The sequence below is a fragment of the Salmonella sp. SG203 genome (assembly GCF_013350575.1).
Lineage (GTDB): Bacteria > Pseudomonadota > Gammaproteobacteria > Enterobacterales > Enterobacteriaceae > Salmonella > Salmonella enterica.
In genome coordinates, this window is record NZ_SNMT01000018.1 from 39,495 (window position 1) to 57,519 (window position 18,025).

An 18,025-nucleotide genomic window follows, 5' to 3' on the forward strand; every position below is an offset into this window, starting at 1 on the left:
CTTTTTTGCCTGCTATTCAGGAAACATACGGTCATAATATAGAGTAGTCTTATGGCGCTGGAAGGATTTCCTCTGGCAGGCAACCTTATAATTTCATTACGGTTTAAGTAAAGACTTATATTCAGCTATCCTTTTTTTATGAGCGGATATAGAGAGTTTTTTATCGTTTAGCATAACGGCATTGTTATCGAATCGCTCATAAAGCGTTTCATTCTTTTTGTTTACTATACTGCTTCCCGCCGCCGGATTGGCCTCCACATATTCATTTAATCGTTGTACGCCTTGAGTATGTTTGTAAAAACTCACCGGCAGATAGCGGTCTGCTTTATCGGACGGGAGAAAAGGTTCTTCACCACACAGACGTTCACAAATATTATCTTCATGAATTTTTACTAAGTTCATAAATTCAAGCTGAAGTTTTTTGGCGAGCGCCAGGCTAAAAATACCGCATTCAGAAGAGCTTCGTTGAATGTCCAGCTCGACCATAGCAAAATAACAATCAGGCAGTTGTTCACGTTCAAGAGCTGCTTTGGTCCTCAACGCCAGTAAAGCAGGTCCAAAAGCGCTACACGCTGCTGGTTCGAACAAAATCACCGATGTCTTTCCGTCCATAACTCTAAAATCGACGACTGAAATATGGATACCTGAACTTCCCATATTTACGAGAAATCGGGCAGATTCAACGCCTTCCATTCTGGTCTCCTTTATAGAGGAAACAAGCTCATGGACTGACATAACAAATTTAAGATTTAACTCTGGATACTTCTTATTGGCCTGTGCAACAAGAAAAGGCATCATTTCGAGATCGGTTTCCTCGTAACTGATATGAATCCAGCTGCCATCTATAATTTCACTTTCCAGACGCTCAACAATACAGGTCAATGCTTCGGTGTTTAGCTCCCCGCTGACGTCAGGCTGAGGCGATAAACTCGCCCCCATATTACGAGTCGTAGGACTTAGCATACTTTTCCCTCCACATGATAGCTCCTGCACCGAAAATATCATCTTTAACTTTTCAGATTCAATATATTGCCTGCAAAAATATGCCTCAATGATTGAGCCAGGCTACCAACCACCTCCGGATGATTATATATAAGAATTACTACTCAAAAAATCTTTTTTATAATAAAAGCTCAACACATGGTCATAAATGATAAAAAATATTTTAATTCATTCCTACCGCAATCGGTAACGCGCAATTATCGTCAGGTACAGCAGGGTTATGTGCAAAAGCAGTGCGCTGTAAATGCGCGTCTAGTTTCAGTCCCCGGAACAGCGATAGCGGTGAAGAGTCCATCCCCAAACGATACATAACCTTCTTACGATAAATACTGACGGTTTTTGTTCCCAGACCAAATTTTTTCGCCAGTTCAATTGCCGGATGTCCGGAGGATAATAATATCAGCAGCGCATATTTCGCCTGCGTGACACCGGGAGGTAGATTCCACCAGGCGTATTGATTGATATTAAACAATACCTCTTCCGGCGTCTCGCCGGCATTAAAAGCATACGTAGCAGCCACGGTTTTCTTTTGTGGCCTGTGGCAGAAACGCAGCCAGGCTTCCGGAAGACGGAGCTTCTCTCGATCCGAGCGGATAGCGCAGGATAGTTCGTCTTTTAAAACATAATCCATAACGCCAAAATATTGCAGCACACAGCGATCGATATAATACAAGCGATCTGCCACTACCAAAACTTTACGGTTCTGCAACCGCGTCAGCAACGCATGAAAAAGATAAACATGCTCATGCGGGTTCAAAGCTAAAATCAGCCCGGCATCCGGCATATCGGATAGAGAATGCAAAAGTGCAGTTAATGAGTTACACGTTTTAACGCACTTTTCCGGATATTTTTGCTTAAAAATAGACTGAAGGGCATAACAATTAGTCCAGTTAATACCGTATATAATTACATTTCTCATTTACTTATCCTTTTTTGAAAACTGACCACAGCTTCGGTAATGATTTTTCTTCCTGGCGACTACTGCGCAAGTAGATAACGCCTTCTTACTACAAAGGTAATAAGACCAGATACGTTATTACATGCGCAATGTCGTTACCGAAATGAATTCCTTTTACAAATCTGATAATGATTAAATTTGCTGTTTTACTTTACTGTAATCTCTTAGAGTACAACGATTGCCCGGCGCCTGGTGGCCATGTATGTCTGACAATGAACGCTTTCGATTCCCTTTCATTAACTACATATCACTGGTGTAGCGATACTGAAATATACACTACGATTAAAAAAATATTTGGTATCTGTAACGCAAACAGATAGTAACGTTTAAAATAATTTCACAAATCAATGGTTCATTGTACGCATAAAGCTAAGCGGTGTAATCTTAAAATGCCGTTTAAAAATAGCGATAAAATAAGAAGGCGTATCATAGCCACACATCGTCGCGACTTGTGAAATATTTCCAGCCCCCATACGTAATAATTTTATAGCCTGATTCATACGAGCATCCAGGTATATTTTGCTAAAACTCACCTCTTCAGCGGCCAGTTTTCGCTTCAGACTTGATACGCTCATAAACAGCTTTCCTGCCACCTCAGCCTGTGACCATTTGCGGGTGAGATCGCTGATAATAATGTTATAAACTTTCTCTTTTGTCGTAATTTTTATTGCTCGCTCAAGGAAATCAAACCCACCGGGCTTACGTACAAATGCCGATATAAGATACATCAATGAGAAATATGAATAATCATGATCATCAATACTCACATTACTACAAACCCGTGGACATGCCACACCATGCAAAATAGAGTCAAAAGTATCACTCATCCCTGGCAACAAGTCCGCATGAAAAAAATACTTTGGTTTCGTTTTTAATGATAGCTCTCGATCATTATAGTTTCTTGTACTGTAAAAAACTTTGTAGAATTTTTGCATTAAGTCATAGGAAACTTCCAGTGAAGAAAAATCAATATGCCCTTCTATTTCGCTCATACTAAGCGTGATTGTTTGATCTTTTTCCAATAAAAATAAACACGGCGCAGATTGTTCGATGAACTCCCCAAATTCGTTTTCAATTCGCAAACTGCCTTTATTAAGTTTAAACAATAAGCAGTTTGCGACATAATAGTCTCTTACGTCAGCTAATCCATTTATTAATGGAAATTTGTTCGGCTGTTGAAGGTGATTATTGCTAATGGCCTCAACTGATTTATTCATTGAAGGCAATACCATATTTTATCCTGTGTGCTATAAGGAACTCAAAATCGTTATATTCTTATAAACAAATAATTAAAACTCACAGAGATGATTTAAATCCGATTTTTTTATTATTATAGCCAATAATTACATTCCAACGCGCGTTCATTTCGTCACAAAAAGATACCCTTACAAACTTTATGCACAATTTTGTAATGAAAGCTTACAATATTAATATAATCATTTCAGAATAAAACGGCTGGCAGACATCTTAATAATCCATATACATCAATAAGATAGACACACTGGCATGGTGCATTTTCTGCATTATTTGCTGATATATACACCATACCTTATCACAAATCGCCAGCAATGGGGGTTCACCAGTCAATTGCCTCTTTGTTTTCCCCGCCCGATAAAATAATCTCCTGCATCCAGGAGGTCATTTGTGACTGTGCGTTCATTGTACCAACTAATACCCCGTTTAAAGCCTCATATAAATGGGTGCCCGGTTCAACTTTTGCTAACATGTTTTGTAGCATAGCCGTTTGCTGCTCAAAAGAAACAAAAGCCGAATCACCACTGTTAGGATCTTTGAAGGCATTCATCTCTTGATAAATGCTATCTTTAAGCGTTTCAGAAGAGGCTGACTCAGGAAGCGCCAAAAGTCGTTGGTAGAATGCATCATAAAGATCAACGTCGCCGCCATTGCTTAAAGGCGCGCTATCCACATTATTCAGCATAGCGGCCCTGGCACTCAACGAAACCACACCCGTCGCTTCAGTATCTGCTGTCGGGACCAAATAAGAAGTCGGAATCGTACCTGGTATCACCTTATAACCTCCGCTTGCGTTTTTGTCTTCCATTCATCAATAAGTGCGTTAATGGCGTTATCAGAAATTGTCCGGCAGTCTTGTGGAAGTTCATCAAGATGATGCTTAATGACGCCTACTGCCGTTTCAACAAATTGTTCAGGTGAAAATTCTGCGATCTGATCGCCGCAACTCATGATAAAGCGCTGTTCCTGATGATATTTAAGATTAAAAGTGCCTGGCCAGTTCTCCATAAGCAACACCATCAGTTTTTGGTGATCTTTTTTCGCATTAACTGGCAGTGTTAAAAAAAGTTGCCCCTCAGGCTTATCGAAATCCCTTAGCCACTCATCCAGGACGGTTAAAAGCGTTTCGGGATGGTCGACCGCAGCTGAAAATAACTCGCGGGCATAAATCTGTATTTTTTCCATCCACTTCCAGGCCATTGTCTGATTATCAGTAAGATAAGCGGCGACCTGCTGTAACGCGTCTATCATTCCCTGCTCGTAACCTTCCTGATAGGCGTACATCCGCAAGGTCTTTGCCTCTTCTTCCGCCTCTCGCAAAATACGCTTAGCCCGTTGATGCGCCTGCTGTTCTAATCTTTCAATAGAGAAATAACGTTCCAGCGTTTTACGCTTTATCAGTATCCCCTCAACAGGCGAAAGCGGGGACGGTATTGGGATATTTTTGAGCATATTGTAAGGCCAGTAGCAAAATTGACATTTCTACAGCATCCTGCTTCAATGCCTCCTCAATAAATGGAGGAAAAAGCAAAGGAAAACGCTGTGCTAAAGATTCAGGTAAAAATTCATTTAGGGCATTTAACTGTGCATACCCGACGCTAAGTAAAAACCGGTGATTCGGCGCCTTATTGCAGACAGATAAACTTGTTCCCTGATGCATTGCCAAAAATGCTTGCGCCCAATCCGGCAGGCCAAGCAAGGCTCCCTGCCTTGCCAGATCGGCTCTCAGTTTATGGCAACCGAGTAAATACGCTACTTGCGGCAGTCGGCGCCACTGACGCAGCCACAGCTGCGTCAGTGAGTTTTGAATACACTCCTTTTCTCCGTTCTTAAGCCGCCATGCCGCCAGTATTAACTCATTTGCCGCCGCCCTGGCGGCGGGTCTGACAATCATTTCCGGCGCTATCTGCAACCGCTGAGGATGGATATACGATAACGGATCAAAAATGATTCTTTGCCAGATAATGGGTAATGGCTGCCTATTCATTTGACGATTTCGCCTTATCATCAGCCGTTATGCCTTTCTTATTGCGGGCATAATGGTTTTTGTAATACCAGACGCCAAAGCCTGCTGACATCACGGATAACAAAATAATCAACACAATCCAACTGGTTGCAAAAGAATTACGTTTTACTGGTGTGCCGGGAGCCTGTAATTGGGCATCAGAACGTTCTGACAACACAACAGAAATGTTGTCATAATCCACATCGGCAAAACTATTCTTTAAGAAACGCTTGATATCGCTGATCTGATGCGCAAGCGGCGAACCTCGTTCATATACGGCTAATGCCGACAGATGAACAGGTTTTGGCGGGCGGCCATTTTCACCAGCATCAATATCATAACTAATATGGACCCTGGCGGAGAGCACGCCCTCCATCGTCTGTAATGACTGTTCCAGTCGCTGTTCAATAGCCGAATATAACCTGGCCTTTTCAGCTCGCGGAGACGATACCAGCGAATCCGCCGGGAACATCTGCGCTATTTCCACCCGTGGCCGGGGAGGAAGCTGATAAGTTTTAATCCAGTACACCGCAGCGGTAAAATCAGGCTCAGCAACGGTAATGCTATAGCCCAATTTTCCGCTATCAATTTTATTCGCCTCTATATTGTGCATTTGCAGAACGGCAATGACCTCATTAGCCTGTTCCTGGTCCAGTCCTTTTAAAAGATCCTTATCCTTACAGCCGGCAAGGGTCATTACCAGCAGAAAAGTATATAGATATCGACGAATCATGAGCGTAATAGCGTTTCAACAGCCCCGACTCCTTTACGAGTAAGGGTACTGACCATAGAAACATACAGGTTATAATCTGAAATCATCTCTTGCGAAATAGCCAGCTCTTTAGGATCCGTCACCAGATTAGGGTCCTCAATCCTGTTGGTAATCGTCTGTTTATCCACAGCCGTGGCAATCGCCGAACCAGAAAAAGCCTGGAGTAGCCGGTCATCCAGCGAGACAATGTCCGTTTCCATAGACCTGATATTGACCGCCTGCCCTATAACGGCATTCTCAGGGACAATAGTTGCAATCGACATAATCCACCTTATAACTGATTAACGGAAGTTCTGAATAATGGCAGCATCAATATCCTTAAAGACTTTTACCGTGTTCGATTGCGCGTTACGGTACAAGTTATATTCCGAGAGCTTACTCTGATACGCCGCCAGTAGCGCCGGATCGGAGGGTTTTGCTGCTAATTTATCCAGCGCCTCTGTTACCTGCGTTTGTAGATTATCAACGCCCGTATCAAATTTTGCTGAGACGTCATCCAGATAGCCTGACCAAGGTGTTGCCATAATGACTTCCTTATTTACGTTAAATTAAAGTGGGCTTGGGAAATACCAATGGCCTGGGCTCATTTTGATATAACCTTCCGCCCCGTACTGAAATGAGCGCCCCTTGAGCCAGTCATCTTTTAATTCGATCGCAAACTGCACATAGCGTCCTCCCCATGTGCGGTAATAGCTATCGACAAATTGACGGGCTCTGAGTATTTCTACATCATCGAGCGCCCCCTGAATAACAAACGTTACGCCCCCCTTATGATTCCTGCGGGAATAAGGTAACGCCTGCTGTTTTAGCCCCGCTTCCGCCTGGCCTGCTGCGGTAACATCGTCCATCAACGTGATGTTAACCGAATCCGCGTAAGGCATTAGCGCTCTCAGCTTTTGACTTAACACCTCGAGCTCTTTCTTGCTCATCGTGTTTCGCTGGCGGCTTAGCCAGAAAACGGGTTTACGCGGCTCATCGAAATGAAGCCGATAATAAGCCAGCTGCGGATAATAGGTATCCAGCCAGGTAGAGATACGCTTATTTTCTTCGTTTTCGTTAATCACTCGTGCATTTTTATCATAATCGCCCCTCGCTAAAACCTGACGAGCCCACAGCGTATCTCTTTCATTTTGCGCAGCGACATAGAGCATTTTGTCCCATCCTGGCAACACCTGAAAGCGCTCCTTCTCCTGCCCCAATAACGAATCGAGCTCTGCGGCCTGCCGCTGCGGCGAGTTAAGTATCCATAACGTCCCCACCGTCCCAATTCCCAATATAAAAAACCCGGCCAGTGCTGCTACAATTCCGTTTTTAAAACGCGGCTCGTTCTTTTTTGCAGACGTTTCTAACTTCTCAGGCTGCTCGGGCACCCACGGCTCGCTTTCCGGGCGAATCAGGATAAGCAATTCACCGACCTGTATTGGCGTATTTAATTGCACCGAACGAGATTCAGAATTTCCTTCTTTCAGCTCATGGAGTATAATTTCGGTCGTATCCGTATCCACCTGGATTTCAAAATTTACTCCGCCATGGTCCAGCGGGATAAAAAAGCTATCGGCAGGTATATCAGGGAGTTGGCCTGAAGCAGTGAGCGCATCACTCTGACCTACCACAAAGAGTGTTCGGCCTGTCAGCAATGGAAACTCACAGCCGTTCAGTGAGCTGTTAAGTAATCGAACTATGTATGGCCCAGGGCTTGTTATCGTCTTCTCTTTTGATGTTTCCATATATACTGTTAGCGATGTCTGTCGTTCTCGATAGCAGCAGATTACCGCACAGGACACAGGGATTCCTGATGAAAATAGAATGAAAAGTGAGAAATAAAATCAATTTATTCTGTATAATGCGTCTCAACACATATTAAAAGAACCATCATCCCCATTGGGGCTTAAACTACTGTAGATAAATTACCCAAATTTGGGTTCTTTTGGTGTAACAATCAGACCATTGCCAACACACGCTAATAAAGAGCATTTACAACTCAGATTTTTTCAGTAGGATACCAGTAAGGAACATTAAAATAACATCAACAAAGGGATAATATGGAAAATGTAACCTTTGTAAGTAATAGTCATCAGCGTCCTGCCGCAGATAACTTACAGAAATTAAAATCACTTTTGACAAATACCCAGCAGCAAATTAAAAGTCAGACTCAGCAGGTTACCATCAAAAATCTTTATGTAAGCAGTTTCACTTTAGTTTGCTTTCGGAGCGGTAAACTGACGATTAGCAATAATCACGATACGATTTACTGTGACGAACCTGGGATGTTGGTGCTCAAAAAAGAGCAGGTAGTTAACGTGACGCTTGAAGAGGTCAATGGCCACATGGATTTCGATATACTCGAGATACCGACGCAACGACTTGGCGCTCTCTATGCACTTATCCCAAACGAGCAGCAAACCAAAATGGCGGTACCCACAGAGAAAGCGCAGAAAATCTTCTATACGCCTGACTTTCCTGCCAGAAGAGAGGTATTTGAACATCTGAAAACGGCGTTCTCCTGTACGAAGGATACAAGCAAAGGTTGCAGTAACTGTAACAACAAAAGTTGTATTGAAAATGAAGAGTTAATTCCTTATTTTCTGCTGTTCCTGCTTACTGCTTTTCTCCGACTCCCGGAGAGTTATGAGATCATCCTTAGCTCGGCTCAGATAACGTTAAAGGAGCGCGTTTACAACATTATATCTTCGTCACCCAGTAGACAGTGGAAGCTTACGGATGTTGCCGATCATATATTTATGAGTACGTCAACGCTCAAACGGAAACTTGCAGAAGAAGGTACCAGCTTTAGCGACATCTACTTATCGGCAAGAATGAATCAGGCAGCAAAACTTTTACGCATAGGCAACCATAATGTTAATGCTGTAGCATTAAAATGTGGTTATGATAGCACGTCCTACTTCATTCAATGTTTCAAAAAATATTTTAAAACTACGCCATCGACATTCATAAAAATGGCGAACCATTAACATTTTTTGTATCTGTCACTTAAGTAAAGATTTTTATTAAAATTGTAATAATTTAAAATTCAGACTGCGCATTAACACGCTCTATCAGGATGGGAGGCTATTCAATATCATTGTTCTGTCCGGAAGACAGCTTATACTGATATCTCTGGTAATTTAAAGTAAGGCTGATTATATGACACGATTTTTGTGAACTTGTCATCGCTATGATGACTGGTAAAACGATATTGCCTTATTCACAGCGTAAGAATTCGTCCAGATGACACTATCTCCTTCCGGCTTTAACCCTGTGGATTAAGGCCGGCATTTTATTCATATTTATACATCATCCGTTCCCTCTGAGAACTATTTGCCTGAACGGTTTATACCGAAACAGTCACGCTTGTTAGCTTTCTGCCAGGCATACCTCCTCTCTTCCTCCTGATATCGATATAATGCCTGGGGCCAGCCTGAGGATGATACTGCTCATAAACCCCCTGCCTTTTTGACGCTATAACTGAAGGGAGTAAAGAAAAGACGATATCATTATTTTGCAAAAAAATATAAAAATAAGCGCACCATTAAAAACAGTCTTTCATTTATATTTTGGAACCTAAGACAAATTACACTCTTAAACTTTCAACGAATGGTCATTTAGTGGAAATCTTCGAGAAAAATGGTTCTGATGGTGTAATTATCAGACCATTAACCATGAAGATATAATAAGCAGCATTTACACCCCAAAAAAATGCAGTAAGATAGCTACAAAACTAATCTCTATTGCAATGAGGCCAAGTTAAATATGTAAATATTTAGATGCCAGGCGCTGACTCTCTCTGCACCAGGATATACGGCAGCGTCCATTCGATAATCACGGTTAGTTATAACAATATTATTACCAACATGTCAGTTATTTAAAGCACAGGCATAAGCTAAATAATCAAATGTTAAAAACATATAAACCCGAGCCCGTAGAATATGACATTAAGCTCATAATAAAAGCTCAACCTGACCGTTAGTACTAACAGCAGAATTACTGAAACAGTAGATTCTATCCTAACGACTTGTATTAGTTATTATAACTTTTCACCCTGTAAGAGAATACACTATTATCATGCCACATTTTAATCCTGTTCCTGTATCGAATAAAAAATTCGTCTTTGATGATTTCATACTCAACATGGACGGCTCCCTGCTACGCTCAGAAAAGAAAGTCAATATTCCGCCAAAAGAATATGCCGTTCTGGTCATCCTGCTCGAAGCCGCCGGCGAGATTGTGAGTAAAAACACCTTACTGGACCAGGTATGGGGCGACGCGGAAGTTAACGAAGAATCTCTTACCCGCTGTATTTATGCCTTACGACGTATTCTGTCGGAAGATAAAGAGCATCGTTACATTGAAACACTGTACGGACAGGGCTATCGGTTTAATCGTCCGGTCGTAGTGGTGTCTCCGCCAGCGCCGCAACCTACGACTCATACATTGGCGATACTTCCTTTTCAGATGCAGGATCAGGTTCAATCCGAGAGTCTGCATTACTCTATCGTGAAGGGATTATCGCAGTATGCGCCCTTTGGCCTGAGCGTGCTGCCGGTGACCATTACGAAGAACTGCCGCAGTGTTAAGGATATTCTTGAGCTCATGGATCAATTACGCCCCGATTATTATATCTCCGGGCAGATGATACCCGATGGTAATGATAATATTGTACAGATTGAGATAGTTCGGGTTAAAGGTTATCACCTGCTGCACCAGGAAAGCATTAAGTTGATAGAACACCAACCCGCTTCTCTCTTGCAAAACAAAATTGCGAATCTTTTGCTCAGATGTATTCCCGGACTTCGCTGGGACACAAAGCAGATTAGCGAGCTAAATTCGATTGACAGTACTATGGTTTACTTACGCGGTAAGCATGAGTTAAATCAATACACCCCCTATAGCTTACAGCAAGCGCTTAAATTGCTGACTCAATGCGTTAACATGTCGCCAAACAGCATTGCGCCTTACTGTGCGCTGGCAGAATGCTACCTCAGCATGGCGCAAATGGGGATTTTTGATAAACAAAACGCTATGATCAAAGCTAAAGAACATGCGATTAAGGCGACAGAGCTGGACCACAATAATCCACAAGCTTTAGGATTACTGGGGCTAATTAATACGATTCACTCAGAATACATCGTCGGGAGTTTGCTATTCAAACAAGCTAACTTACTTTCGCCCATCTCTGCAGATATTAAATATTATTATGGCTGGAATCTCTTCATGGCTGGTCAGTTGGAGGAGGCCTTACAAACGATTAACGAGTGTTTAAAATTGGACCCAACGCGCGCAGCCGCAGGGATCACTAAGCTGTGGATTACCTATTATCATACCGGTATTGATGATGCTATACGTTTAGGCGATGAATTACGCTCACAACACCTGCAGGATAATCCAATATTATTAAGTATGCAGGTTATGTTTCTTTCGCTTAAAGGTAAACATGAACTGGCACGAAAATTAACTAAAGAAATATCCACGCAGGAAATAACAGGACTTATTGCTGTTAATCTTCTTTACGCTGAATATTGTCAGAATAGTGAGCGTGCCTTACCGACGATAAGAGAATTTCTGGAAAGTGAACAGCGTATAGATAATAATCCGGGATTATTACCGTTAGTGCTGGTTGCCCACGGCGAAGCTATTGCCGAGAAAATGTGGAATAAATTTAAAAACGAAGACAATATTTGGTTCAAAAGATGGAAACAGGATCCCCGCTTGATTAAATTACGGTAAAATCTGAGAGAGGAGATATGCATTATTTTTTTATTATCGTAATCTGGTTGCTTAGCATAAATACGGCATGGGCTGATTGCTGGCTTCAGGCTGAAAAAATGTTCAATATTGAATCCGAACTACTTTACGCTATCGCCCAGCAGGAATCGGCGATGAAACCTGGCGCCATTGGTCATAACCGAGATGGTTCAACCGATCTTGGCCTGATGCAAATTAACAGCTTCCATATGAAAAGGCTGAAAAAAATGGGGATTAGTGAAAAACAGTTGTTACAGGACCCCTGCATTTCTGTCATTGTGGGCGCCTCCATTTTATCAGATATGATGAAAATCTACGGTTATAGCTGGGAGGCCGTTGGCGCTTATAATGCCGGGACGTCGCCGAAACGATCGGATATAAGGAAACGTTATGCTAAAAAAATTTGGGAGAATTACAGAAAATTAAAAGGAATGTCAGCAGAAGAGAAAAACAAAAGACTTTCTATCGCGGCAAACAAATAATTATACAGAAATAGCTTACTTTCAGATAGTTCTAAAAGTAAGCTATGTTTTTATCAGCTTGCCGTCGTCATAAGCAACTGGGCTTGCATTGCTTTTAGTTGTACAAACTGTGAGGCGTCTTCCAGCATTCTATTGTTCCGTGAATCCCGGAAATCTGCACGTACCTGCTCCAGATTACTATGAGGATTATCCTTAAGTACAAGGGCCGCCGCCATCGTTCCGGTTCTCCCCACTCCGCCCAGACAATGAATCATCGGTAAATGCTTATCTGATGAACTACGCCCCGGCGCGCCATTTTGGTTACTATTTTTCACCCTATCCGCCAGGTATTCTAACTGATCCGTAGACGGTAACGGCTGGTGATCTGGCCAATTTTTCACATGCAATACCGGGATTGTATACCGCTTTTCCCCGCAGGACAGTTGCATATTGTATTGGTCTATCGCTTCTCCCTGACTGGCTGAGCTCACTTTTTGGCTGTTGGTATGCACCTCGCCAAAGGTGTAGCTCCCTCTGAAATAGGGTGGTAATTGTTTTGCCTGCATCTGATCTTCCGACGTTAACACCACCAGGCACGAGCATTCTTTTTCAAGAAGCATTTTCATATGCGCTTCCAGCGCATCCGGCGTATTTTTTGGGTACGAACCGGCTAATGCCACAGGCTTACCGTCAAAAGTTAACGTATTCACTGGCACAGGCATTCCATCGCTCAGTTTCACCTGGGTTTGCTGATTAATTGGAATGCTGCTGACCGCAAATCGTGCCAGGCCCAGTGTCGGTCCGCTCATCGTCTGTGGCATTGGCGCGCCGGCTTCTATTTTCTCAAGTTCAGCTGTAACATTTTTCAGTTCTTTAGCAATAACGTGAATTTTTTTTACAGCCTGGGTTAATTCATGAGTAGAGGCTTTATCAACCCACCTCTCAACCTCTCCTCCACAGGTTCCCCATTGTGAGAACCGGGCTACACCGACCTGAATATTTGTTAACGTTGTAACATAATCATTAAGTTGTTTAGCCTCTGGAATTTTATTTAAATTCTGTAAATTCGTCATTAATGAACGCAGCGGGCCGTTACCTGAAGCCATCTCCTGGAAGTTTTCTCGCAGGCTATTTCCATCCATTTGTTCCAGTTGCGGTAATGTTCTTTTAAGTCCCTTTAGCGCGATATCGAGTAAAGGTTGCTTACTTTCTGCTCCAACATCGTTATTTTTTTCTGCCACTTTTGTATCGCCGCCTTTTATGACTAAAGCGGCATTCCTGACACCAACATTATCCTTGCTCTTAATAAGGTTTATAAACCCTTCGTCAGCAGCTTTTACACACTCCGTGATCTGCACTGCTAAACGTTGGGTAAGGGGTTTGTTCATATTTATACGGGACATTAACAGTGCGTCATTAACCGCTGTTTCCCCATATTTTTCCGTTAGTGCATGGAGAAATGTCTGTAAAATCTTTTGGTCCTGTACTCTGATATTTTCCGTATGTTTTTGCACCACTTCAGTGTTTTTAAATAACGGCATTTTTCCAAGCCAGGTTAATACTTTTGACGAAAATTTTTCAGGCGCAACATATGCCTTATCAGTATTTTCCTTAGCAATATAAAGTCGGGCATCATTCGACACACTAACTTTTGAAAACGAAGACAACGTTAAATTATTCAATTTTCTCTCCTCATACTTTAGCATATTCCTGCAGTATGTTTTTGAGCGCTTCCTGCTGATTCACAAATGACTCAAGCTGCGATATAATATGGTAAGTATTTGTCAGATCGGTAATTGCATGTATAAACAACAACGTCTCTGCGGCATCAATATACGCTAACGTACCTTCATTATTCGCAGCCAGTTCACCATTAATCACCATAATCTGCCGCCAGATAGAATCGCCACAAAAAGGCGATAACGGTATAATCATACCGTTCAATAACCAGATATCATCTTTAGCTTCAATAGACGTAAAAATATCGCTATCGAGTAGTAATAAGCACTGATTGTTGTCGTCAAAAGTGAGCGGTAAACCCAATTTCTCACCAATATTAGCGATAATATCCTGGTGTGCTTGCAATTTACTTTCCTCTTTAATTATATCTTTTATAAGATTGCTTCTTCAAATTTAATCTGGTTACATGATGTTTTGATGCATTTTCGCGCCCATCGCCGGGCGCAATATTTCTCTCCTTTAATCCAGTAGAATAACCATTCACTACGCATCGGAACACATATCAGCAGTTCCTTCGGATCATTTTCAACATGACGTAACTTGCCTTTAATAACAAAACGCGGACTGTCAGCAATATCATCATATATTGCAGCCATACCTGAACCGGGTACTACATGTGTGATGATTTTCATAACAATTAATCTTGTTCAATTGTTGTCGAGCGAGAGAAAAATACTACACCCTGGACTCAAGACTTTTTTTAACAACACGGCATATATCCGCAAAGGTCGTCATATCAGGAAGATCGTTTTCATTACAACTAATGTCAAACTCCTCACTAAGACCAAATACAATATCAATTAAATCCAATGAGTCAGCGTAAAGATCCTCAACCAGATGGGTCTGACCATTGATACTATCAACATCAACGGCAATACAGGAGGTGATCACTTTTTTGACTCTTGCTTCAATATCCATATTCATCGCATCTTTCCCGGTTAATTAACGCTGCATGTGCAAGCCATCAACGGTAGTAATAACCCGATCCACACCAGGTTTATTCAGGTATGACTCGTAAGCCGGGCCAGCTCGCCAGCTACCGTCTCCGATAAGGCCGTCCAGCACATTACTTAACACATAGTCAGTTTCCCCTTTTTGCCTGGTCAACCCCGCCTCTCTGGCAAACTGCAGTGCAATCTCAGCCAGTTTTTCTTTTTGTGGATGATGAGTAATGACCTCTTTGAGAGTCTCCATTTTCGCTTTCAATTCTGGGTGCTTGTCAATATCGCTACATTGCGCTTTCAACGCTGCACTCTTTATCGTGTCATTGGGTAATATTTCCGCACGCAAGCCGTCAAACGCTCTGCGTACAGGGAACGGTGTGGAGGTATCTGGCTCCAGGGCTTTACGTATCACACCCAAAAACGTCTCACGGGCGTCGAAATGCATTGAATGCATATTCGTAACGCTCGGTACTGTTGAGAGGAAACTATTTTGCTTAAACTTCAAACCAGAAAATGGGCCAGTCTTATCTGTCTGGCTATTATCATTATCGGTCGTACCGGCTTTATTACCTGTAATTACCGTCGAGTCTGATTGTAAGGTATCGATTTTAACATTCTCGACGCCAGCCAGTTGACTGGCAAGCGGCTTCACATTCACAATCTCTGCCGTCTGGCTTTGCTGTTTATTATCATCAACGCCGTGCACCGTGGCCTGTACCGGCTTGCCGATAATGCTCTTGCTGGTTACGCCATCGACTTCATCAAAAGAGGGTGTTTCACCCGTAGTGCCTTTTTCTGACGTGACCACCTTTCCATTTTTACTTTCGGATGAAGCGTTGGTCACAGCCTCTGCCGTCGCATGAGCCGTGACGTCAATTTTACCCGCGATGCCATGGTCAATTGCCCCTGTGCTGGCGCTGTGTGCCGTCTCCGTTTGATGCGTAGTCGAATCCACACGCGAATGACTATGACTTACGTTGCTGCTGTTAGTCGAATGGTGTGACTCGCCATTGCGTTGGCTGTTATCAATAAATGTTCGGCTATTATCAATCGTCTTCCGGCTATTATCATGGTTGCTATTATCGATATGGCGCTGGCTATTATCGACATGGCTTCGGCTATTGTTAATATGCTTACTGTTATCCACGCTATGGTTACTGCTATCAATATTAATATTGATATTAATACCCGTAGGTTCTGCTTTTTTCCCACCATCAGGTACTGGTCCAGCCGCAGGCTCCGGAATTTTAGGGTCAGGCAGTTTATCTGCAGGAATTTGTGCAAAAACATTACGTAGCAGCAGGGGTATCAACGTTTGCGTTTCAAGGTGCCGGGCTTCCCGTCCTACGCTGGTACCCTGCTCTTGCGTTAATTTTTGGTGGCACATATCAAGCGCCTCAACCGCCTTCGCCGCCGCTTTGTCAACAAGCTGCGTAAGACTGCTGCGGGTTAACGGATCCAACGTACAGCCAAAGTTATGTTCAATGCAGCTGGCAATATAGGGCATCACCTCCTGCATAACAAGATTCGTCGATAATTTACTTAATTCACCACCAGTATTATTTTTGATGATATCTAACAGCTGCTTTTCCAGGTTTTCCAGCTTCGCTTCCGCTTTCTTTGTTTCTGGCATCCATGGTCCAAAAGCTGACTTTTCTTTCAGGCCATCTTTTATGATTTGCGCGGTATACTCTGCCCCCACCTTCATCAGTAGCGTCTTCGCCGCAGGAGAATCACTGGTGGCGTTGAGCGCTGAACGAAAGAGCCCGGCAAACTCCATTATCGCTTTCTTACCGGCGACATTATTTGAATTGGTAAAAACTTCTTTTAACGCCTCAGCATCTTTCCCGCATTTAAACAATGCATCCAGACTCGCCTGTTTGATCAGCGCGGGAAAATCTTCCAGTTGCGGGCCTTTAATTTCCCCTGACAGCGTCGTTGTGGCACTTTCTCTGACTGCGGAAAGATTCGCCGCAAGATTCGTGGCCTGCGTTTTGATCTCGGTCTGCATACCTGGCATTATGACGGGGGGCTGAGTCCTTACACTTGTAACCATTATTAATATCCTCTTCTGTTATCCTTGCAGGAAGCTTTTGGCGGTTTCCAGGCTGCTACTTATCGTACTGCTCAGCACTTTTACCAGGTTGTCGTACAATGAATTGGCATTGCTATATTTTTGTGTCAGCGTCTGTAATGTGGTTTTCATATTTTCTTCCTGCGCTTTAAAACCCGACTGCCAGGCTTGATATTTGGCGTTATCCATTTCGAGTTTTGAGTCTTTTCCCGGCGCGCCTAAACCATCAATATCCTGAACCATTTTTTGTAATGGCGTCAGATCAACGGTGACGACATAACCGGATCCATAAGATTTCAGGCAGCTATTCGGTAAATTCAATTCACTGAGCCACTGTCTCGCTTCCGCTTCAGTGGCTACTTTAACGCCGCTGCCTGACTGCGCTGGAAATAAAACGGTATTACTGTTTATTTGATTATATTTATTGACTAAACTGTTTAAATCATTTTTGAGTGAGGTAACATCTAGCTTAACGGTATTACCGTCCTTACCTGGTAATAACCAGCCTCCCATTTTGGAAAGAATATCACTGAAGGCCTGATAAAAATCGGTATAGACTGCGACAACGTTTTCATAAACGCCCAGATAGCTGTCACCTATCGCCGATATATTTTGGGAAACCATATCCCAAATCTCAGCATCAGAAATGGTTGTTCTCGGCTGCGCCATAGGCGAAGCGCTAAATAAGGCCGACGTCGGCGCAGAAAACGCGCTCCGCAGGTTCTCATTTTGTTCTGCGGATAATGACACGCCAGACTTCGCCAGCGCATTCAGGCTGCTGGTCAACTGCTGGCGCGCCAGCGTGCGCTCGTCATTATTCTCTTCAGAGATCGGTGGCGTTGACTGCAGCGTCTGCTGTGCCTGCTGGATTTTAGTAGCCGCCTGCGATAATGAAATGATATCTGTACCGCGATGTTCTGTGGTAGACGGTACCACGGCAGTCTCGACGTGCTCGCTCGCCGAGGGAGTCTGCGGCCGTTCGGCAACGATCCCCGGATGAGGAGAAGCGGAATAATTTTGAATATTAAGCATAATATCCCCAGTTCGCCATCAGGAGCGCGATTAAATCACAC

19 protein-coding genes are annotated in these 18,025 nt (G+C 43.0%); 3 read left to right on the top strand and 16 right to left on the bottom strand.

Annotated features, from left to right (window positions below; all coding sequences use genetic code 11):
• Positions 1-96 precede the first annotated feature (96 nt).
• The 10 genes from avrA to prgH all read right to left on the bottom strand — a co-directional run bounded on the left by avrA (position 97) and on the right by prgH (position 7,718).
• A complete protein-coding gene (avrA, locus tag HV477_RS20655) occupies positions 97-1,005 on the bottom strand; it encodes a type III secretion system YopJ family effector AvrA (RefSeq protein WP_077905364.1) in 909 nt (302 codons plus the stop codon).
• 160 nt (positions 1,006-1,165) lie between these two features.
• Complete coding sequence (gene sprB / locus HV477_RS20660) at positions 1,166-1,921, bottom strand: transcriptional regulator SprB (RefSeq protein WP_001246656.1); 756 nt, start codon at positions 1,919-1,921, stop codon at positions 1,166-1,168.
• Between the two features lie 383 nt (positions 1,922-2,304).
• Positions 2,305-3,192 carry an invasion transcriptional regulator HilC gene (gene hilC, locus HV477_RS20665; RefSeq protein WP_000243998.1) on the bottom strand — a complete coding sequence of 296 codons (888 nt, stop codon included), beginning with the start codon at positions 3,190-3,192 and terminating at the stop codon, positions 2,305-2,307.
• A gap of 344 nt (positions 3,193-3,536) precedes the next feature.
• Positions 3,537-3,989: a type III secretion system effector protein OrgC gene (locus tag HV477_RS20670; RefSeq protein WP_000612179.1), complete on the bottom strand. Its 453-nt coding sequence runs from the start codon at positions 3,987-3,989 to the stop codon at positions 3,537-3,539.
• Positions 3,986-4,666: a type III secretion system linker protein OrgB gene (gene orgB / locus HV477_RS20675; RefSeq protein WP_000916654.1), complete on the bottom strand. Its 681-nt coding sequence runs from the start codon at positions 4,664-4,666 to the stop codon at positions 3,986-3,988. The genes HV477_RS20670 and orgB overlap by 4 nt, the downstream gene beginning before the upstream one ends.
• A complete protein-coding gene (orgA, locus tag HV477_RS20680) occupies positions 4,623-5,222 on the bottom strand; it encodes an oxygen-regulated invasion protein OrgA (protein WP_001574876.1) in 600 nt (199 codons plus the stop codon). Before orgA ends, orgB begins: the two co-directional genes overlap by 44 nt.
• Positions 5,194-5,952 (bottom strand): type III secretion system inner membrane ring lipoprotein PrgK, encoded by a 759-nt coding sequence (prgK, locus tag HV477_RS20685; RefSeq protein WP_000621238.1) that lies wholly within the window; start codon positions 5,950-5,952, stop codon positions 5,194-5,196. Before prgK ends, orgA begins: the two co-directional genes overlap by 29 nt.
• Positions 5,949-6,254 carry a type III secretion system inner rod protein PrgJ gene (prgJ, locus tag HV477_RS20690; RefSeq protein ID WP_000020431.1) on the bottom strand — a complete coding sequence of 102 codons (306 nt, stop codon included), beginning with the start codon at positions 6,252-6,254 and terminating at the stop codon, positions 5,949-5,951. Before prgJ ends, prgK begins: the two co-directional genes overlap by 4 nt.
• Positions 6,255-6,272: 18 nt before the next feature.
• Positions 6,273-6,515 carry a type III secretion system needle filament protein PrgI gene (prgI, locus tag HV477_RS20695; RefSeq protein WP_000235228.1) on the bottom strand — a complete coding sequence of 81 codons (243 nt, stop codon included), beginning with the start codon at positions 6,513-6,515 and terminating at the stop codon, positions 6,273-6,275.
• A gap of 24 nt (positions 6,516-6,539) precedes the next feature.
• Positions 6,540-7,718 (bottom strand): type III secretion system inner membrane ring protein PrgH, encoded by a 1,179-nt coding sequence (gene prgH, locus HV477_RS20700; protein ID WP_079899028.1) that lies wholly within the window; start codon positions 7,716-7,718, stop codon positions 6,540-6,542.
• A gap of 315 nt (positions 7,719-8,033) precedes the next feature.
• On the opposite strand from prgH, the gene hilD reads away from it, so the two are divergent.
• The 3 genes from hilD (at position 8,034) to iagB (ending at position 12,215) form a co-directional block, all read left to right on the top strand.
• Positions 8,034-8,963, top strand: a complete 930-nt coding sequence (gene hilD, locus HV477_RS20705; RefSeq protein ID WP_000432695.1) for a transcriptional regulator HilD — start codon at positions 8,034-8,036, stop codon at positions 8,961-8,963.
• Positions 8,964-10,053: 1,090 nt separating this feature from the next.
• Positions 10,054-11,715, top strand: a complete 1,662-nt coding sequence (hilA, locus tag HV477_RS20710; protein ID WP_001120085.1) for a transcriptional regulator HilA — start codon at positions 10,054-10,056, stop codon at positions 11,713-11,715.
• Positions 11,716-11,732: 17 nt separating this feature from the next.
• The gene (gene iagB, locus HV477_RS20715) at positions 11,733-12,215 is read left to right on the top strand and encodes an SPI-1 type III secretion system invasion protein IagB (RefSeq protein WP_000558928.1); all 483 of its coding nucleotides are present in this window, start codon (positions 11,733-11,735) and stop codon (positions 12,213-12,215) included.
• Between the two features lie 53 nt (positions 12,216-12,268).
• Here iagB and sptP read toward each other — a convergent pair whose 3' ends face one another.
• The 6 genes from sptP to sipD are packed head-to-tail and all read right to left on the bottom strand — an operon-like array spanning position 12,269 to position 17,984.
• Complete coding sequence (sptP, locus tag HV477_RS20720) at positions 12,269-13,900, bottom strand: SPI-1 type III secretion system effector GTPase-activating protein SptP (RefSeq protein ID WP_001748716.1); 1,632 nt, start codon at positions 13,898-13,900, stop codon at positions 12,269-12,271.
• Positions 13,887-14,279, bottom strand: coding sequence for a chaperone SicP (gene sicP / locus HV477_RS20725; RefSeq protein ID WP_001748715.1), 393 nt, complete (start codon positions 14,277-14,279; stop codon positions 13,887-13,889). Before sicP ends, sptP begins: the two co-directional genes overlap by 14 nt.
• A gap of 26 nt (positions 14,280-14,305) precedes the next feature.
• Positions 14,306-14,566: a hypothetical protein gene (locus tag HV477_RS20730; RefSeq protein WP_000692249.1), complete on the bottom strand. Its 261-nt coding sequence runs from the start codon at positions 14,564-14,566 to the stop codon at positions 14,306-14,308.
• Positions 14,567-14,609: 43 nt separating this feature from the next.
• Positions 14,610-14,858: an acyl carrier protein gene (locus HV477_RS20735; RefSeq protein WP_001055579.1), complete on the bottom strand. Its 249-nt coding sequence runs from the start codon at positions 14,856-14,858 to the stop codon at positions 14,610-14,612.
• A gap of 18 nt (positions 14,859-14,876) precedes the next feature.
• On the bottom strand, positions 14,877-16,934 hold the full coding sequence (sipA, locus tag HV477_RS20740) for an SPI-1 type III secretion system effector SipA (RefSeq protein WP_079899027.1): 2,058 nt from the start codon (positions 16,932-16,934) through the stop codon (positions 14,877-14,879).
• A gap of 18 nt (positions 16,935-16,952) precedes the next feature.
• Positions 16,953-17,984 (bottom strand): SPI-1 type III secretion system needle tip complex protein SipD, encoded by a 1,032-nt coding sequence (sipD, locus tag HV477_RS20745; RefSeq protein ID WP_000932249.1) that lies wholly within the window; start codon positions 17,982-17,984, stop codon positions 16,953-16,955.
• Between the last annotated feature and the right edge of the window lie 41 nt (positions 17,985-18,025).

Coding starts and splice junctions, on each gene's coding strand:
- avrA (WP_077905364.1), bottom strand. CDS start 1,005: ATGATATTTTCGGTGCAGGAGCTATCATGTGGAGGGAAAAGTATGCTA.
- prgJ (WP_000020431.1), bottom strand. CDS start 6,254: ATGTCGATTGCAACTATTGTCCCTGAGAATGCCGTTATAGGGCAGGCG.
- sptP (WP_001748716.1), bottom strand. CDS start 13,900: ATGCTAAAGTATGAGGAGAGAAAATTGAATAATTTAACGTTGTCTTCG.
- orgA (WP_001574876.1), bottom strand. CDS start 5,222: ATGATAAGGCGAAATCGTCAAATGAATAGGCAGCCATTACCCATTATC.
- prgH (WP_079899028.1), bottom strand. CDS start 7,718: ATGGAAACATCAAAAGAGAAGACGATAACAAGCCCTGGGCCATACATA.
- prgI (WP_000235228.1), bottom strand. CDS start 6,515: ATGGCAACACCTTGGTCAGGCTATCTGGATGACGTCTCAGCAAAATTT.
- sipA (WP_079899027.1), bottom strand. CDS start 16,934: ATGGTTACAAGTGTAAGGACTCAGCCCCCCGTCATAATGCCAGGTATG.
- hilA (WP_001120085.1), top strand. CDS start 10,054: ATGCCACATTTTAATCCTGTTCCTGTATCGAATAAAAAATTCGTCTTT.
- HV477_RS20730 (WP_000692249.1), bottom strand. CDS start 14,566: ATGAAAATCATCACACATGTAGTACCCGGTTCAGGTATGGCTGCAATA.
- hilD (WP_000432695.1), top strand. CDS start 8,034: ATGGAAAATGTAACCTTTGTAAGTAATAGTCATCAGCGTCCTGCCGCA.
- prgK (WP_000621238.1), bottom strand. CDS start 5,952: ATGATTCGTCGATATCTATATACTTTTCTGCTGGTAATGACCCTTGCC.
- iagB (WP_000558928.1), top strand. CDS start 11,733: ATGCATTATTTTTTTATTATCGTAATCTGGTTGCTTAGCATAAATACG.
- hilC (WP_000243998.1), bottom strand. CDS start 3,192: ATGGTATTGCCTTCAATGAATAAATCAGTTGAGGCCATTAGCAATAAT.
- HV477_RS20735 (WP_001055579.1), bottom strand. CDS start 14,858: ATGAATATGGATATTGAAGCAAGAGTCAAAAAAGTGATCACCTCCTGT.
- sipD (WP_000932249.1), bottom strand. CDS start 17,984: ATGCTTAATATTCAAAATTATTCCGCTTCTCCTCATCCGGGGATCGTT.
- orgB (WP_000916654.1), bottom strand. CDS start 4,666: ATGCTCAAAAATATCCCAATACCGTCCCCGCTTTCGCCTGTTGAGGGG.
- sprB (WP_001246656.1), bottom strand. CDS start 1,921: ATGAGAAATGTAATTATATACGGTATTAACTGGACTAATTGTTATGCC.